The sequence below is a fragment of the Leyella stercorea DSM 18206 genome (genome assembly GCF_000235885.1).
GTDB lineage: Bacteria > Bacteroidota > Bacteroidia > Bacteroidales > Bacteroidaceae > Prevotella > Prevotella stercorea.
On record NZ_JH379442.1, the window covers coordinates 14,183 to 32,543 of the forward strand.

Sequence of the window (18,361 nt, forward strand, 5' to 3'; positions counted from 1 at the left end):
ACCTTATTTATCAGAATTATTCTATTTCTGCATCGAGAGGTTCTTTGTCTACGCCAATATCCCAACTCGTTATGTTTGCATTTCCTATTACTATACTATTATTATGAACACTGATAGTATAAGTATATTTTTTACCACCTTCGAATCCATTTGGTAGGGATATCTTTGTTGTATAATTGTTAATAGTATTTTCGTTATACATCACATTACAACTAATGGTCAATTCTTTGTTTTCGAACTGTTGCGGGAAGAGTATGAACTTGCAGACCCTGGCATCGGTCAAAAGACCCGTTACAGGCAAAGTCGCTTTGGTGGAAGTCCCTGTGACTTCTGTCGCACCTGTTTTTACATTTATCTTACCCTGTGTCTTTATCTTGTCCAATGTTATACTTTGAAGATTACTCTTCCTGCTCTCAACACCTTCTCCTGCACTGACCGTAAATTCTATCATACTCATCTTGTGCTTAAAGCGATGGTCTTTCTCTGGCAAGGATTCACCCACATTATTCAAGTCAGTGAAATTAACCATTGGCGATGCTTTGCTGGCTGTTGCTCCCGAGGCAAAGAGAAAATCGTTTGCTAATAAGGTATTACTTGGATTGCTGTAATCAATAGTCCAATCATTTATTAACCAACCATTCTCATCGAATTTGTCATTATTGGGGTCATCAATGTATGGATAATACGCACTGAATGTCTGTTCCTCGTTATCTCTAAAATAAATAGGATTTGCCGAAACAAATTCACCATATTGGTCAGATTCATACTTTACATTTGTTCCTTTTGTGTTTCCTGCGGAAGTGACGTACACACCGATAGCGTCGCCAGTTGTCCATCTGTCGTTGTCTGCAGTTCCACGGGTTTTGATATTGTTGGAAATATCCGCCTTTACGGTAGCAGCAACAGGACCATTGTTGCCGATACCGTCTTCTTCGTTAGCGCAAGCTGCAAACAGCAATGCTGCGGCAGCGATGTATAAGAATCTAAATTTCTTCATATCTCTTGTTATTTAAGAGTTATTATTGTGCTATATGTTCATTATTGTCTCCTGCCTCTGTCCAAGGCTTAATGGTTCCAGAAATATCTACGGCAGAACGACTCAATTTTACTACTGTATAGTGGTATCTTTTGCCACCCTCAAGTTTTACAGGCATTGTCCATACAAAAGGAGCGTCGTAACCATTCTTGAGGTCAAACTCTATCACTCGGCTTGCTTCTTCTGTAGGGAGCAGGATTGCCTCATACAGCTTGCCAGCTTCGGTAGTTTTCATCGTGATGTCCGCAGGAGTTTCTTCACCAGAGATAGTTCCATCCACAAGATTGAAAGTGGCTTTGGTATTCTGACCTTTCACAGTCACAGTCATTTTCTTAAGGTCTTCTTGCGTGAGACCGTTACCTGGTTGAACATCCAAAATAAGATTGCTTAACTTATGGAAGAACCTCAAGTCAACCTGTGGCGTAGCTTTGTTGCAACCTTCCGTCTTGGCATACATGAAGTCGATAGCTTCTTGTTTCCCTTGGTCTGTTACATCAAGTGCTACCTTGTAGTCATTGACAGTGGTCTGTGGATAGTAAGAATAGAAGTCCACATCTCCATCTATCGGGAAGAAAATAGTCTTACCACCAGAAACAGGTGAAAAGGCTATACTTCCATTTGACTGATAGCAAACATTGTCAACACCCTCTTTGATTGCATCTGCCGAGAGAGGCTGATTTGCTCCAGTCATGAAGATACCTATCTTGTCACCATCAGCCCAGGCTACACCCGCAGCACGGGTGTTTACGCTGATACCACCAGTAAACTGCACGGCTACCTTATCGTTCTGGGTAGAAGGTGCGGTGTCTTCTGTACTGCATGAAACCATTGCACCTGCCAAGAGTGCAAGGGCGAAAAACTTAGTCATCTTTTTCATATTATAAATATTTTAAAAGTTATTATTATTTTATTTCTACTTCATTGTTGAGGTTCGTCCAACCGTTGATGGTAGCTTCCAGATTCATCTTTGGCTGCATTTGGTTGTAGTTGAGTCGCAACTCATACTTTCCTCCAACCTTCATCGCAGGAGCGGTGATGTCATACTCTTGCAAGGTCCCGTTAGGGAGCAAGAGGCGGAGATAAACATGAGAGGCGGGGCTTCCCTGTATGGTCGGCATCAGCCGGATGACTTCTGATTGCAAAGTTGACTCAGTAGCCAAGATAGTAGGCATTTCCACTTCCGTTGGATCTATGCTCGGCAATCCATATTCTCCATCACTATTCTTCTGTGTAGGGAACAGACACCAGGCTGCATCTAATGCCTTGCCACTCATCTCTGTACCTTTAGGTACATTCTCTATGATGATGGTCAGTTCGGCAAGCACGCTCTTGATAGGATTCTGCACCACATAGTTGCCTTCCTTGTTGTCAATCCTCACGTCGGTCACTCCGAAATAAGCATTATGGTTCACATCCTTAGGATTGGTCAAGCCTATCTGGATATTGTTCCAATTAGTCAAAGCCCTGGTCTGGTCACCGATAGTAAACGGTTCTGTGAGATTGGTGGCAGCCAAGATGCGATACGACCCTTCAGGAAGAACGAAGCGCTGGCTTGCCACCTCCTTAGCACTACTATAATGTTTTTCCTCTACCAAGGAGCCATCATCGGCATTGAATATCCAGAGCTTCACGTCCTTCACTTCCGTACCTTGGTCGGCTTCATCCGCCCAAGTGAGCGATACTGACAAACCACCCTCATCCTCACCATCATGAACATTATGGTCACAACTTGCCAACAGGCATGGGACGCATAACAGCACCCATAACCAAATATTAAATCTTCTTTTTGCTTTCATTTTCTATCTTGTTTTATGGGTTACTTATGATTGTCTTTAGTCTCTACTCGGCGAGCCTTATCCGCATCTTGGGTGTCATCGCTACCATTTCCTATTGCAGTAATGCGATTAGCCTCTATGCCATTCTTCACAAGCCAAGTCTTTACGGTTTCTGCACGCTGGCGAGATATACGTTTATTGACAGCCACGCTGCCTTTCGTGTCGCACCAACCTGTTACAGTCACCTTCATCTGCGGATTCTCCTTCAATGTATGTAGGATAGCATTCAGCTTCGACAGCTCGCTCTGCTTGATGCCGATACTGTTGAAAGCGAAGTAGACGATGGGGAATGTCGCCTTCGGCTGTTCAACCACCTCTTGCTCTCCCACTCTTGTCTCAGCTTTTTCGGCAGTCTCCTGCTGGAGGGTGGTCTCCTTAGGAGTGGTCTCCAGCTGCTGCACTTCAGGTTCTGTTGTCCTCACTTCGGGTTCTGCTATCGGCGTTGTTTCCACAGCCACGTTCTTCTTTTTAGCCTTTGCGAAGCTTATCCCCAACCTTATGCCACTTTCCCAAACAAAGTTGTTCTTATGCAGATGCTCTGGCATTCCGTCCATACGTTCGCCAGTAAGACGAGTCAAACCGGAATAGATGCCCAATTTCAGGCATGAAGTCAGTTGATAACCAACCTGCAAGTCTGCACCATAACCCAAATGCCAGTTGGTAGAACCTTTCATTACCTTGGCATCATCGGCTATAGTCTGGATATCAGCCTTGGTCGTTACTGCATATATATGAGGCGATACAGCCAAATCCCATCGGCTGTTAGCTGTCTTATGGAACAACCCAAGGAGATTAACGTTCACTCTTGCTCCGTATCTGCCCATCCTGACATGGCTTTTCAGATTGGCATACTCCCAACTGTCCATGCCTAAGACACCTGCCTTGTAAAGCACACCGTCGCTACCCAACCAATAGTTACGTTCTACGCAGCAGTCTTGTGCAGACAAGTTCATTTCTCCATACTTGGCAGACAATTCTGCCGAGAAGATGGAGTTGAAACGATAGCCGCCATATACGCCAGCAGCCCAACCGAGATGCGTCTTGTCGTGTCCGAAACTTGAGAAAGTAGAGAAACCGAAAGGCATTCCACCCTCAATACCGACGTACCAGCCTTGCGAAATAGTCTTTCCGTCTTCTTTTGCTTCTGCTTTCGCAAAAGAAAATGGGAGAATAAATGCAAGCATTGCGACCAGCAACCGATTTTTTGTTGTCAAATGATTTACCATATTATTTCGTTTATTTTTTTTCATTCCAGGAAATACAAGAGGTTTGTCAGAAAGATAAATATGGATGCCAACAGCAAAAAGATATAAAAGCGTTCTCTCTTGATGAAGTCACGAAAGCTATAGCGAGCCTTCCAATGATTCTCAAGATACATCCTGTACTCATGTATCATGGCATATCCGAAGATAATACATAATATGAGTACAAACACCCCGATGATGATCAGGGCTAATTCAATCCTTGGCATAGTTTCTATTATTTCCTTCATGTTGCAAATATAGTGTATTGCCCAGAAAGAAGGTGCTGTTTTTCACTGTTCAAGTGTCGCATTCATACCAAAAAGGTGTCGCATTCGTAGGAATGCGACACCTTTTTGGCTGTTTCTCGATAAAGATTTTGCTTTTTCTTTGGTATTTTACGAAAAATGGTTATACTCAATTTGAATCATTTTGTGCTGCATCTGTAGATTGGAAGTCTCTCCATTCTGTCGGAGAACAGCCTTCTTTTGTCTTGAAGATTCGGTAAAGATGAGTGCGACAAGAGAATCCACACTCGGCTGAAATGATGTCGTTGTTATAATCTGGATATTCCAACATCATCTTCTTTGCAGCGTTGAAACGTATCTCGCTGAGCCATATTCGGAAGTTAGAGTGCAAGCATTGATCGAAAAACAGGCTCAATTCGTTCTTTGATATACAAAGTGTACGAGAAAGCGTCAACATATTTACGTTGCTGTCCTTATAGCCTCCATTCGCACACCACTCATCAAGCTTTTGCTGTACGAATACTCTACGCTCCTCCGAAATCGGGTTCATACGCTTTGTGGTAGCCTCCCGCGGGCTTTTCTGCCCATCCGAAAAAGGATTTACCCCCCCGATGCTCCACACTCCACATTCGGTTTCATCGATTCCTCTTCCTTATACAGGAGTTCTCCTGTTGGAATATAACTGCTGCCAAGAGCGATAAATGTAAGGTTGAAGAACAACAAGGCAAGCAATACAGCAGGACCTACTATATATAATAAGGTGGTAGAAAAGATGGCAATCGGCATAGCGAGAACTGCGAGCCAGAGAATGATTACACTTGCACGCGAATATCTCACGTAAGGCAACATATCCGTTGCAGCCATTGTCTCCAACATATTCTTACGCCTGATCATCTCCTGAATAATCATGTATATGCAATATAAAACACTTAGGCAAAACAACGCAAGCATCACATAAAGCCCCTCTCTGATATACAGACTATGATGGAAACTGATACCCACACAAAAGACCACAATGATGGCAGCATAAATGCCACTACACATCAGTATCATCTTTCTGAGGTTGGAACGTGTGGTCTCTATGTTGTAGATACCTAAAGAGATAAGCGAGAAGCAGGGCGTATAGACGAGAATGTTGATGACCGCCCCAAGACTGTCGTCGGCAGCACGGAATCCGAAAACCATCTGCACCGCATATTGTATCGCCAGTCCTATTAAGGCGACAACGATCATCCATCGTGAACGCTCATACCGCTTGTTCTCCCATCTTACATGCAGATGAGAGAGCCCCACAAACAGCCCGTTGATAAGCATGAATATGAAACATGCAAACTGAAGTAGAAATAATGAATCCATACGCTTCTATTCTTTATTCACCCTCGCCGCTCGGTTCTGCCGCTTGCCAGAGCAAGAACATCCTCACCACTCTTTTAGTACCACTGAACGGCATTGCTATAACCCGAACGCTTGTCATACTTCAGCGCATCCGTAAGCGTCGCAGCGTTACAACGGAACGAGAAGTTATAACTCGTGTACGGAGCAAGCACTACGGAGCACGCCATGTTGAAGCAATGGAGGTCGCGCTGCAGCGAAGCCGTAGTCATTGAGAGCTTGTTCTGGTCGAAGTCGTAACCGCTTGAGAACGAGATATTCCAGCCGTCACTAAGCCGCAAGTTACCACTAACGTTGAGGTTCTGCGAGAACTTGTACGGATAGCGCATCGTCCTCGTGTTGAACCTGCCACCCGTGTTCTCGCGCATCGTGATGCCATAACCGAAAGTCAGCGACCACGGCATATTGAATCGCATGTAGCCGTCAGCGTCGGTTTCGGCCTTGCCACCACCGCTCTTCTTGCGCGTGCTGCGCTGGGCGTTCACCATCGTGTCGTCCACGTTCGACTCCACGTCGGTGTCAATACCGTCCTCCTCGTCCTTACCAGCCTTCTTCTTGCGCTCCTTGTCGTCGCCACCGCCGAACCATTTCTTAAGTTTGTCGGGCGTGAGCGTGAACGAGAAGTTCTGCGATGTACCCTGGAAGCGTCCGAACTTACCCATACCCCAAAGTGTGTGGTTACCCACATAAGGACGACCGTTCTTGTCAAGCTCGTAGGCGTACGAGGCGAAGACGGCGGTCATGTTGAACGTGTAGTTTTTCCACCACTTCAAGCGGATGCGCATGGTGAGGTCGGAAAGCGGTTTTTCTTTGGCAGCCATATTGTAGCTCATCGACAGACCGAGTTCGTCGATAATACTAAGTTTCTTGAAGCCTGTGGAGTCCTTGCTGCTCTTCACCTTCATCTCCACGTTGTTTGAGAGGTCGAACGCGATGTTGCCCGTCTTGCCCTTACCCGGTACGCCGAAGAGCTGATCCTTATAAGGCGAGTACTCCACCAAGTCCACCGAACCGTCAGCATTGGTACGCTGATAAGTCTTGTAGTAGCCATAGCGCGACGCACTGAAATCGGGCGCATAACTGAAGCTCACAGACGGAGTCAGCACGTGGCGAATAGCCTGAATCTTATCGCCGAATATCTTACGGCTCGGCATATAAAAACCGTAAAGCTTCGTCGACGCACCGATAGACATACTATAGTTGTACACGTTGTTGAAACCGTATATAGTATCGCACACCTCGCGCTGCGCAGCAGCATCCCACGAGCGCATCACCTTGTGCGTGTACATGCGATCCTGGAAGTTGAACGACGGCGAAATGTTGATGTAGTTGAACAGCGTGAAGTTGCCGCTGATAGGTATCGAGTGGTTCCAGCCGTTGCGCCAGTCCTTTATCAGGTTGGAATGCAGCAGCTTATCCTCCTTAGTATTGATGCTGTTCGAGATGTGACCCGTGTACGACATTGAGATCTTCTCGTACCAACGCTCGTCGCCCGCAGCGTGTTTACGCTTGAAGGGGTAGAAACGCGAGAGCGAGATGTTAAGATCGGGCAATGTCATCGCAATCGACAAGTCGCGCATGTTCTGCGAGAGGTTGGCTGTAGAGCTGAGCGACAAACCGATACTCGAGAACGTAGTGCTCCACGACACGGATGATGTGCGTGTAGACTGCGTGAGGGTCTGCGGATTATAGAGCGAGCTGAGGTTGTTGCGCTCGTAGCTCGACGTAGCGAAGTTGACGCTGGCTGAGAGCGAGCTGTAAGGGTTTGCCTTCTGATCCTGGCGGTGGTTCCACTGTATCTTGAAGCTTTTCTGACGGGTGAAGTCGGGCATACCCTTGTCGCCGGTCTGTGTGTTCTGAAAACTTGCATAAAAGCTGCCGCTGAAGCGATAGCGCTTGGTGTAGTTCATGGCAGCTGAGAGTCCCCATGAGCCTTTTGTGTATATTTCGCCGAGGAGCTTGAGGTCCATTTTGTCGCTGATGGCAAAGTAGTAGCCACCGTCGCGCAGATAGAAGCCGCGGTTGCTCTCGTCGCCGTATGTAGGCATGATGAAGCCGCTCGAATAGCTCTTGGTGAACGGGAAGAAGCCGTAAGGAATGGCAAACGGCAGAGGCACATCGGCAACCACGAGATAAGCCGGTCCGAACACGACCTCCTTACCAGGGCGTACTTTTGCACGCGAAAGAGCTATATAGAAGTCGGGGTGCTCGGCATCGCAAGTGGTATAGCGACCATGCTGAAGGAAGATGTCGCCGTTCGGACTGCGCTTTGATATCTCGCTACGCAAAAAACCGTCCTCCTGCTGCGTGTACACGTTGCTGATAAGACCCTTCTTTGTCTTGAAGTTGAACGCCATGGTGTCGCTCTCGTACTTGTCAGAGCCCATGGAGAACACGGGCGTGCCGAAGAGTGTCATGCCGGTGGTGTCAGCCTTGTCCTTGGCTCCGGTAGCGTGTACTAAGGATGAGTCGAGACTCATGTGTATGCGCTCGGCAGCAAGGTCCATATTCTCGTATTTCACGGTGGAACTGCCATATAGACGTGCTGTCTTCGTGACGGCGTCGTACACGAGAGAGTCGTTTGCCGAATAGTTTACTGGAGAGTTGATGCCTCCCGCACGCTGGCGGTTGATTGAATCGAGGCGTATGGAGTCGTCGATAGCCTTATTGTGGTGGTAGATAGCGAGTTGCAGAGAGTCCATCTTGGTTGTGTCAACGCCCAATGCGAGCGTTGTGTCAACAGTAAGAGTAAGCATAGTGTCGTTAGCCGACAACAACGAATCGCGCAAAATGGTATCCGCAATATCACTTATCTCTATTGAGTCGCGAAGAACTTTCGCTCTCTTCTTGCGTTGCTTAGAGGGTGCGTCAGCACTTGCCATCACAAACATGATGGCGCAAAGCAATAGGGCTATAGCTGTCTTTGTTCTCAATTTGAATAATGTTGGTTCTTGTTGTTTACTTCTCTGGCTCAAAGAGTTCCTTCATCTTGCGGAACCGTGCCAATGTGTCGCCACCGAACTTGGCGAGCGAACGTTCTGCCTGTTCAATGGTCTTCTCGCGGTCGAGATGTGTTTTCGAGTAGAACTTATCGGCATAACAGATAAGTTTCTCCTCTATTGTTTCGGGTTGCATATCCTGATGTGGCAATGGCAGATCTTGCGAAACGATATCGTCGAGGGTCAGTCCGGCGCCGGTATGACGCTCGCAGACACGGGCGTAACGCTCGGGCAATCCCTCGCTGCGCAGCATTTCAGCACCACAGACACCATGACGTATGTACGGCTCCGTGCCGTGACACTCTATACCTGGGGCATCTACGCGGATGATTCCGATGTCGTGAAGCATCGCAGCCTGCTCTACAAAGTCGCAGTCGATATGTAGTTCGGGATGTAACGAAGCAATCTGCAGCGCACGTTTCGCTACAGATTGGCTATGAGCGAGTAGGATATGACGCAACGCATCACATCCTACGTAGTATTTGTCGATTATTTGCTTATACATATATTTTTACTCGTGCTCGCGCTCGATGTATGCAATCACGTCGCCCTTCTGTACTTTTGAGCCACGCTTTGCGTTGATCTCAACGAGCTTGCCGCCAAGAGCAGCCGGCACCTCTACAAACTCGCCCCAAGGAGCCTGGATGTAGCAGAGCACATCGCCCTCCTTGTACTCCTTGCCGATGAACGGCTCTACAGTAGGTGCGCACTCGCCCTCGCCTGAGAACTCCCAGAAGATGTCACCCTTAACCGGAGCAACAACAGCGTCTGCCTTGGCGTGCTTGTAAGCACTGAGTTGCTCGGGAGAGAGGTTAGCACCGAGTTTGGCATCCTTGAGCTTCTGAAGGTCGGCGAGGAAGTTCTTCTTAGCCTGACCGCTCTTGTAGTTGCGATACTGTTCAGGGTGCATGGCGAGCTCGAAAAGCTCTTCGTCGTCCTGACCGTACTCCCATCCGTTTTCTGCCATCTCCTTGCGGAAGTCGTCGAGAGCGTCGGTGAGAAGTGTGTGAGCGTCAACATCTGTGAACTCACGGCCCTGCTTCTTTGCAAGTTCAACAAGCTCCGGATCGATAGTTCCAGGAATCTTACCCGACTTGCCGAGAATCATACCCCACATAGAGTCGTCCATCATCACGAAGCGTCCCTTGCCCTGCTCGAGAGTGAGGAGGTTCATAAGGGCGATGTTCTTCACGTACTGTGAGAACGGTGTTACCAATGGAGGATAGCCTACGCGTGGCCATACGTATTCAACCTCGTCGAAGAGCTTGATGAGGAGGTCGTCCATGGAGAGTTCGTCAAGGCCGTTCTTCTTGCGCACATTATTAATAGTGGTACGCATACCGCCGAGGTCAGCCATCATTGAACCCATCATACCGCCAGGCAGACCGCAACCGAGGAGGAGCGAAGACATAATCTTGTTGCCAGGGTTGATGAAGTAGCCGAGCCACTCGTCGATGAACTCCTGGGTCATGGCGCGAGCCTTCATGTATGCGCTCATGTTGATTTCGGGAACATCGAAGCCCTCGTTCTTCAACATGCTGATAACAGAGATAACGTCCGGATGCACCTTACCCCATGACAACGGCTCGATAGCTGTATCGATGATGTCGGCACCGTTCTGGCAAACCTCAAGGATTGAAGCCATTGAGAGACCAGGACCTGAGTGACCGTGATACTGGATGATGATTTCAGGATACTTGTCCTTGATCATCTTTGTGAGTTTGCCGAGGAATGCAGGCTGACCAATGCCAGCCATATCCTTCAAGCAGATTTCCTCTGCGCCGGCAGCGATAAGCTGATCGGCAATGTTCATGTAGTACTCCAGAGTGTGAACCGGAGAGTTGGTGATGCAGAGAGCACACTGCGGAGTCATGCCGCCTTCCTTTGCCCACTTGATGCTCGGAATGATATTGCGAACGTCGTTCAGACCATCGAAGATACGTGTGATGTTTGTACCCTGCTTTGCCTTCACCTTGTACATGAGGGCGCGAACGTCGTCAGGCACGGGGTACATACGCAGAGCGTTAAGACCACGGTCGAGCATGTGGGTCTTGATACCTACCTCATTGAAAGGCTTGCAGAAAGCGCGTACTGCATCGTTTGGATTCTCGCCTGCGAGAAGGTTCACCTGCTCGAAAGCTCCGCCGTTGGTCTCAACACGGGCAAAGCAACCCATATCGATAATCACGGGAGCAATGCGCTCCAACTGGTCTTTGCGTGGCTGGAACTTGCCAGAAGACTGCCACATATCTCGATAAACGAGACTGAACTGGATTTTCTTTTTCATCTCTATTAGTTGATTTTTTATTGTTCGTATAACGCAATTTGAAGAGATAGCGTGACTTTAAGCCACTGCACACCTCTTCAAATATGCAAAATTAGAGAAAAAAATTCAATTACTCAGTAATATCAACGCTTTTTTAGTAAATATTAGAGCTGAATTTCTATTACTTTGTCAACATCTGTGGGCACTTCGTCGAGAGAAATCAGCACGCCACCGTCGCATTTCTGTGTCTTCACAACCTTGCGTGTGGCGAAGTCGACAGCCTTGCGAATCTTCTTCGAGCCGATAGGCAGGAAGAGTGAACGATCCTGCAAGTTGAGGATATGCACAAAGAGACGGTTATCCTTCTGTGTTGTCACGCCCCAATCGTGCGGAGCAACAAGTCCGCCACGTGTGCCGTAGATTGTCTCGCCATAAACCTTCATCCACTCGCCCATCTCTTTCAGGCGCTGCACAGCAACCTCAGGCAGACAGCCGTCTGGCTGCGGACCGATGTTCATAAGCAGATTGGCGTTGCGTCCGGCAGCGTTCACGAGATAATGAATGAGAGTCTTGGTAGATTTATAGTTCTGGTCAGTAATCTTGTAGCCCCACATGCCGTTCATGGTCTCGCAGGTCTCAAGCGGAAGTTTGCTGATTGCTTGACCCGACAGACCGGCAGTATTCTCGCCTGGAAGGTCGCGTTCGAACATCTGGAAGTCTTCGCCGTCGAACGGCTGAGAGTGGTGGTTGTTGCCGATAAGGCAAGAGGGCTGCAGCTTATGTATGAGCGCATACTGCTCGGGCAAGCGCCAGTCGAACGACGGATTGATATCCTGATCCCACCAGCCGTCGAACCAGATAGCGTTCACCTCGCCATAGTTGGTGAGCAACTCTGTGAGCTGATTGTTCATGAACTGATAGTAGCTGTCCCAGTTCTGCGCCTCTTTCGGGCGGCCAGTGCCAAGACCAGTGCGTCCGAGCGGTGCGTCCTCGCGTCCCCAGTCGATGTGCGAGTAGTAGAAGTGCAGACCGATGCCCTGACGATGACACTCGTCGGCAAGTTCCTTCACGACGTCGCGCTTGAACGGCGAAGCGTCAACGATGTTATAGTCGGAATATTTCGTATGGAACATTGAGAAGCCCTCGTGGTGGCGTGTTGTGAAGCAGATATACTTTGCACCGGAAGCCTTGATTGCTGACACCCACTCGCGTGCACTGAACTTTGAGGGATAGAAACCACCTGCAAGCTTGGCGTACTCCTTGTAGTTCAGATTGTTGTTTGTCATTGTCCACTCGCCGGTGGCGAGCATACTGTAAAGTCCCCAATGGAGGAAGATGCCGAACTTAGAGTCTTGGAAATGAGAGCGTGCTGCGAGGTTGCCTTCTGTTGGCACATACTTGTTCGCAACAGCCTTGTCGGCAGCGGTTCCGGCTGTGCTGTTAGCAGCATTTTCGGCAGAAACACCGGCAGACATAGCGAGTGCAAACATCACTGTACAAAAGATTTTCTTCATACTTATTACATTAATTTTTAGGTAGTTATTATATACGAGAAAAGGTGCAGTTGTCCACAACTGCACCTAACGATGTTATTATCCACGCAAATCGTGCTCCTCAAAACGACGTTCTGCGAGCTTTTCATACTTTGTTCCTGGCTTGCCGTAGTTGGCATAAGGCCATATAGAAATGCCTCCACGCGGTGTGAAGAGACCAGTCACCTCGATATACTTAGGATTCATAAGCTTCACGAGGTCTTTCATAATGATGTTCACGCAGTCCTCGTGGAAGTCGCCATGATTGCGAAAGCTGAATAGATAGAGCTTCAAGCTCTTGCTCTCCACCATCTTCACATCCGGTACATACGATATGCGTATCTCCGCAAAGTCGGGCTGACCGGTAATCGGACACAGCGATGTGAACTCCGGACAGTTGAAACGCACCCAGTAGTCGTTGCCCTGATGCTTGTTGACAAATGTCTCAAGCACTTCCGGTGCATAGTCGTCACGATACTTTGTCTTCGCTCCGAGTGCCTGCAAGCCTTCGTCGCGGCGATTATCTGAATTTGTTGCCATTTATATACTTATTATATATACTACATTTTATATATACTACATTTTATATATACTATATTTTAAAGCACATTAACCTCTGAACGTTGTCTTAAATATTGAATATTCGCCAGATGCTATAGTTCATATTGGTATCGAAGTTGTCCTCGCCCTCAAACTTCTTTGTCCAACGCACAACGCGTATGGTAAGAGGCAGAACGATTATCTCGTAGAGTGTCTTCAGCACTACCTGCGAAATCATAAGCACGGGCAGTTCCTTCATCGGGATTACTCCTCCAAGTGCCAATGGGAAGAAGATAACGGAGTCGGCAGCCTCGCCGTACACCGTACTGAGTATGGCGCGAGCCGAAAAGTTCTTGCCTCCCGACGAGAGTTTCATGCGACTCATAACGTAAGCATTGACGAACGAACCAACGATGAACGCCAAGAATGATGCGAATGCGATACGTGGCGCAAGACCGAATACCGCATGAAAGCCTTCTTCGTTATGCCAGTAAGGTGCAGCGGGCAATATGTCGCACAATGCTCCAAAGAGGACAAAGATGAAGTTCATAGCGAAACCCAACCATATCAGCAATCGGGTTTTTCCATAGCCCCATACCTCACAAACGCAGTCGTTGATGATGTACGAAACGGGGAAGACGATTAATCCGCCTGTTACACTAATCGGACCTAACGCAATTTGCTTTGTCTCAAGCACGTTTGCCGTAATAAGACAAACGCAGAAAAGCGTACTGAAAAGCAAAAACAGCACACTCACGGTTTTCTTGTTTTTCTGCATAATCTTGTTTTTTAAGAGGTTTATCAAGCACTCTATATAATATAATGTATATAGTAAACGATACTGCTACACTTATTTACGGCTGCAAAATTACTACTTTTTAATGAGAACGCAAACAAAAACACAGAGTAAATAGCAATAAAGAACGAGGAGCTACGCCGAAACGAATGGTTTCAGCGCAACTCCTCGCTATAATGATTATAAATATTGCGATGTAGTTTAGAACATCTTTGCTGGATAAACACCCTCGTCGGCAAGTTTCTGGAACTTAGCCACTACGTCCGGACGATCCTCCGGATAGGTCACGCCGAACCACTTAGATGTCGTGTCGAGCACCTCGCAAGTAGCGGTGCCGTCGTGGATGAGCTTGTCTACCATCAATGGGATGAAGAACTCGCTCTTAAGGTTCTCCATGTTCTTCGGGTCAGAGAGGAACGCCTTGAAGTACTCCTCACTGTGCTTGAAGTAATCAGGTGTAAAACCCCAGAAGTTCATAGATACCGGTGTTGTATCAGGAATCTCCACCCATGTTTCGTTGTCGTCAGCAAGATATTTAACAACGCCGTCGAAACGCTGAATCTTGGTGCGCTCAACAACAGATGTCAGGTGATGATGTTCATCGTTCTCACATACGCCACGGCTTACAGTGCCACTCTCAGAAAGAGTGTTACCTACGCGGAAACCTACCATAGCATACTTACCAGTAGAACCCTCTGGCAACTCGCTGAGCCACTTGCCCATTACACGGAATGCATCGCGATCGTAGAAGTCGTCGCAGTTGAGCACAGCGAACGGCTCATTGATAACGCTTGCACCCATCATCAGCGCATGGTTAGTACCCCAAGGCTTTGTGCGACCCTCAGGACATGTAAAGCCCTCGGGCAGTGCGTCAAGGCTTTGGAACACGAGCTCGCAAGGGATGTGGCCTTCATATTTAGAAAGAACAATGCGACGGAAGTCGTCCTCAAAATCCTTACGGATAACGAACACAAGCTTGCCAAAGCCAGCATTGATTGCGTCGTAGATACTGTAATCCATGATTGTCTCACCGTGAGGGCCGAGCTCGTCGAGCTGCTTCAGTCCGCCGTAACGGCTTCCCATACCTGCAGCGAGGAGGAAAAGTGTTGGTTTCATAACTCTGATATTTGTTTAAGTTAATTTATATTGACTTTCGATTATTATTAATCTGAACGCAAAAGTAACAAAATCGAATGAAATAAAAAAATTATTGATAGTATAAAATTGCGCACATCACTGAAAAATCGTAACTTTGCACGATACTATATCATAATGTAACGAAAGAAAGAAACAGAAAAAGTCTAAATATATGGCAATTACAGAAGAAAAGACAGTAGAAGAAAAGAATTTGAGTTTCGTAGAGCAGCTCGTTGAGCAGGACCTCGCTGAGGGCAAGAACGCCGGACGCATACAGACGCGTTTCCCGCCAGAGCCTAATGGTTATCTGCACATCGGACACGCTAAGGCTATCTGCATGGACTTCGGCGTGGCTGAAAAGTACAATGGAGTGTGCAACCTGCGCTTCGACGACACCAATCCTACAAAGGAGAACAACGAGTACGTTGAGAACATTCTCAACGACATCTCTTGGCTCGGTTTCAAATGGGGTAACATATACTATGCTTCCGACTATTTCGAGAAGCTTTGGGACTTCGCTGTGTGGATGATTCAGAACGGACACGCTTACATCGACGAGCAGACAGCTGAGCAGATTGCTGAGCAGAAGGGCACACCTACCACTCCGGGCGTTGCTTCGCCTTACCGCGACCGCCCCGTTGAGGAGAGCCTCAAGTTGTTCAACAAGATGAACACTCCAGAGGCTGTGGAAGGCAGCATGGTGCTCCGTGCAAAGCTCGACATGGCTAACCCGAATATGCACTTCCGCGACCCTATCATCTATCGCATCATCCACACTCCACACCACCGCACAGGCACGAAGTGGCACGCTTATCCGATGTACGACTTCGCTCACGGACAGAGCGACTTCTTCGAGGGTGTAACCCACTCTATCTGTACACTCGAGTTCGTACCTCACCGCCCACTCTACGACAAGTTCATCGACTATCTGAAGGAGATGCGTGGCGAGACAGAGAACCTGCACGACTTCCGCCCGCGTCAGATCGAGTTCAACCGTCTGAACCTTACATACACAATGATGTCGAAGCGCAAGCTCCTGGCTCTCGTTGAGGAGAAGTTCGTGTCGGGTTGGGACGACCCGCGTATGCCGACACTCTCGGGTATGCGTCGCCGTGGCTACTCGCCCGAGTCTGTACGCAAGTTCATCGACTCAATCGGCTACACTAAGTTCGACGCTCTCAACGATATGGCGCTGCTCGAGGCTGCCGTTCGCGAGGATTTGAACAAGCGTGCGCTGCGCGTGTCTGCCGTGCTCAACCCGGTTAAACTCGTCATCACCAACTATCCTGAGGGTCAGACTGAGGAGATGGAGGCTATTAACAACCCGGAGAACGAGGCTGACGGCACACACACCATCACCTTCTCGCGCAATCTTTGGATCGAGCGCGACGACTTCATGGAGGATGCTCCGAAAAAATTCTTCCGCATGACTCCGGGCAAGGAGGTACGTCTGAAGAACGCCTACATCGTGAAGTGCACTGGCTGCACAAAGGATGCCGAGGGCAACATCGTGGAGATTCAGGCCGAGTACGACCCGCTCAGCAAGAGCGGTCTTGAGGGCGCCAACCGCAAGGTGAAGGGCACACTCCACTGGGTATCTGCCGACCACTGCCACAAGGCTCAGGTGCGCGTTTACGACCGTCTGTTCTGCGTTGAGAACCCGTCGGCTGACGAGCGCGACTTCCGCGAACTGCTCAACCCGGAGAGCCTCAAAACTATCGAGAACTGCTACGTTGAGGACTACGCTGCCGACTGCAAGCCTGGACAGTATCTGCAGTTCCAGCGCATCGGCTACTTCATGGCAGACCTCGACTCTACAGCCGAGAACCCTGTGTTCAACAAGACTGTTGGTCTGAAGGACGCTTGGGCAAAGCAAAACAAGTAAAACTTTGATGGAGAAAAAAGAGAATTATTTCAACAGTCCCGAATTTCAAGAGACACTACACCGATACGAATCGTCGCTGCAAGAAGACCATCCTGAGTACTTCGGCAGCGACGAGTTGTCGGACATTGCTGAATATTACTATGACAGTGGCAAGAGAAAGGAAGCTGTTGACGTTCTTGACTATGCCATCCAACTACACCCAGGAGCAGCTATGCCATTGGTGTTCAAGGGACGCATAGCTCTTATCGACAATAAAGACATCGACACAGCGCAACACTACGCTGACATGATAGCCGACCAGCTCGACCTCGACTGTCTTTATCTGCAAGCCGAGATTATGATTACACGTGGCAATGTTGAGGAAGCTGATAACTTCCTTAACAATGCGATGCACCAGATTGACGAGGACGACGTGCCCGACTATGTACTCGACATAGCTACTATTTTTATCGATTATAACCAACCCGACATAGCAGCCAAGTGGCTTGCCATGAGCGACGAGGATGACCTGCTCGACTATCGTGAGGTGAAAGCACGCATTGCCTTCGCCAAGGGCGACTACGAGCAGAGCGAACAGATATTCGAACAGCTGCTCGACGAAGACCCTTACTCGGGCAAGTACTGGAACTCACTCGCCGTAACGCAGCTCATGAGCAACCGCATCAACGACTCGATAACGTCGAGCGAATACTCCATAGCTATCGACCCCGAGGACGAGGAGGCACTGCTCAACAAGGCTAACGGTCTGTTCTCGCTTGGCAACTTCACCGAGGCAATGGACTACTACCAGCGTTTCCTCAAACTCTGTCCGGAGGAGGGTGCTGCATATATGTTCGTAGGCAACTGCCTGCTCAACATGGGCAGACCGGAGGAGGCTATGCCGCAGTACAACAAGGCGTTGGAATGTTTCAAGAAATACAATATTAGCACATCGGAAGTGAACCAATGTCGTGCATTCACTCTCTCACAACTCGGACATATAGAACAGGCACTCGAATGTCTTGCCGAGACCGACAACGACCCCGATTGCAACCATAGCGAGATAAACGTAATACGTGGTCATATCCTATTAGAGCATGGTAGAGTGAAAGAAGCTATAAAGAGTTTCGTTGAAGCCTTGCAAGCCACTCACTTCTCTCACGAGATATTCTTCCGCATAGCCATCTCGGTGTACGACTGTGGATACCCTACCATAGCGTACCGCATGTTCAAAACCTATCACGAAGCGCACCACAATCCAGGCGACGAGGGTGCGGCTTATCTGGCTGCGTGCTGCCGACAGCTGCAGAAGCATGACGAATACTTGAAGTATCTCAACATAGCCTGTCAGCAGAACCCCTCGGAAGCGCGCAAGGTGCTCGGCGAATACTTCCCCACGGGCATGGACCCGAAGGATTACTTCGACTATGAAAAAGTAAAAGAGTAGGAGGGTATGGCATCCCTGCCATACCCAC

15 protein-coding genes are annotated in these 18,361 nt (G+C 48.4%); 2 read left to right on the forward strand and 13 right to left on the reverse strand.

The window, feature by feature from the left end:
* Window positions 1-16 precede the first annotated feature (16 nt).
* The 13 genes from HMPREF0673_RS08435 to HMPREF0673_RS08495 form a co-directional block, all read right to left on the reverse strand.
* The gene (locus HMPREF0673_RS08435) at window positions 17-997 is read right to left on the reverse strand and encodes a fimbrillin family protein (protein ID WP_007900924.1); all 981 of its coding nucleotides are present in this window, start codon (window positions 995-997) and stop codon (window positions 17-19) included.
* Window positions 998-1,019: 22 nt separating this feature from the next.
* Window positions 1,020-1,913 (reverse strand): fimbrillin family protein, encoded by an 894-nt coding sequence (locus HMPREF0673_RS08440; RefSeq protein WP_007900925.1) that lies wholly within the window; start codon window positions 1,911-1,913, stop codon window positions 1,020-1,022.
* A gap of 25 nt (window positions 1,914-1,938) precedes the next feature.
* Window positions 1,939-2,832, reverse strand: a complete 894-nt coding sequence (locus HMPREF0673_RS08445) for a FimB/Mfa2 family fimbrial subunit (RefSeq protein ID WP_007900926.1) — start codon at window positions 2,830-2,832, stop codon at window positions 1,939-1,941.
* A 20-nt stretch (window positions 2,833-2,852) separates the two neighbouring features.
* A complete protein-coding gene (locus HMPREF0673_RS08450; RefSeq protein WP_040596695.1) occupies window positions 2,853-4,055 on the reverse strand; it encodes an OmpA family protein in 1,203 nt (400 codons plus the stop codon).
* Window positions 4,056-4,529: 474 nt separating this feature from the next.
* Window positions 4,530-4,910, reverse strand: a complete 381-nt coding sequence (locus HMPREF0673_RS13420) for a helix-turn-helix domain-containing protein (RefSeq protein WP_007900932.1) — start codon at window positions 4,908-4,910, stop codon at window positions 4,530-4,532.
* A 50-nt stretch (window positions 4,911-4,960) separates the two neighbouring features.
* Complete coding sequence (locus HMPREF0673_RS13425) at window positions 4,961-5,716, reverse strand: hypothetical protein (RefSeq protein ID WP_007900935.1); 756 nt, start codon at window positions 5,714-5,716, stop codon at window positions 4,961-4,963.
* A gap of 74 nt (window positions 5,717-5,790) precedes the next feature.
* Window positions 5,791-8,643 (reverse strand): putative LPS assembly protein LptD, encoded by a 2,853-nt coding sequence (locus HMPREF0673_RS08465; protein WP_007900937.1) that lies wholly within the window; start codon window positions 8,641-8,643, stop codon window positions 5,791-5,793.
* A 67-nt stretch (window positions 8,644-8,710) separates the two neighbouring features.
* Window positions 8,711-9,256 carry an HDIG domain-containing metalloprotein gene (locus HMPREF0673_RS08470; RefSeq protein ID WP_007900939.1) on the reverse strand — a complete coding sequence of 182 codons (546 nt, stop codon included), beginning with the start codon at window positions 9,254-9,256 and terminating at the stop codon, window positions 8,711-8,713.
* Window positions 9,257-9,262: 6 nt separating this feature from the next.
* The gene (locus HMPREF0673_RS08475; protein WP_007900940.1) at window positions 9,263-11,038 is read right to left on the reverse strand and encodes a biotin/lipoyl-binding protein; all 1,776 of its coding nucleotides are present in this window, start codon (window positions 11,036-11,038) and stop codon (window positions 9,263-9,265) included.
* 143 nt (window positions 11,039-11,181) lie between these two features.
* Window positions 11,182-12,531 (reverse strand): alpha-L-fucosidase, encoded by a 1,350-nt coding sequence (locus HMPREF0673_RS08480; RefSeq protein WP_007900942.1) that lies wholly within the window; start codon window positions 12,529-12,531, stop codon window positions 11,182-11,184.
* A gap of 78 nt (window positions 12,532-12,609) precedes the next feature.
* Window positions 12,610-13,089 carry a preQ(1) synthase gene (queF, locus tag HMPREF0673_RS08485; RefSeq protein ID WP_007900944.1) on the reverse strand — a complete coding sequence of 160 codons (480 nt, stop codon included), beginning with the start codon at window positions 13,087-13,089 and terminating at the stop codon, window positions 12,610-12,612.
* An 88-nt stretch (window positions 13,090-13,177) separates the two neighbouring features.
* Window positions 13,178-13,867 carry a queuosine precursor transporter gene (locus tag HMPREF0673_RS08490; protein ID WP_007900945.1) on the reverse strand — a complete coding sequence of 230 codons (690 nt, stop codon included), beginning with the start codon at window positions 13,865-13,867 and terminating at the stop codon, window positions 13,178-13,180.
* A 219-nt stretch (window positions 13,868-14,086) separates the two neighbouring features.
* Window positions 14,087-15,001: a glycosyltransferase family protein gene (locus HMPREF0673_RS08495; RefSeq protein WP_007900947.1), complete on the reverse strand. Its 915-nt coding sequence runs from the start codon at window positions 14,999-15,001 to the stop codon at window positions 14,087-14,089.
* A gap of 193 nt (window positions 15,002-15,194) precedes the next feature.
* Between HMPREF0673_RS08495 and HMPREF0673_RS08500 the strand changes: the two genes are divergently transcribed.
* Together HMPREF0673_RS08500 and HMPREF0673_RS08505 are read left to right on the forward strand one after the other, a co-directional pair.
* Complete coding sequence (locus HMPREF0673_RS08500) at window positions 15,195-16,907, forward strand: glutamine--tRNA ligase/YqeY domain fusion protein (protein WP_007900948.1); 1,713 nt, start codon at window positions 15,195-15,197, stop codon at window positions 16,905-16,907.
* 7 nt (window positions 16,908-16,914) lie between these two features.
* Window positions 16,915-18,333 carry a tetratricopeptide repeat protein gene (locus HMPREF0673_RS08505; protein ID WP_007900955.1) on the forward strand — a complete coding sequence of 473 codons (1,419 nt, stop codon included), beginning with the start codon at window positions 16,915-16,917 and terminating at the stop codon, window positions 18,331-18,333.
* Window positions 18,334-18,361 lie beyond the last annotated feature (28 nt).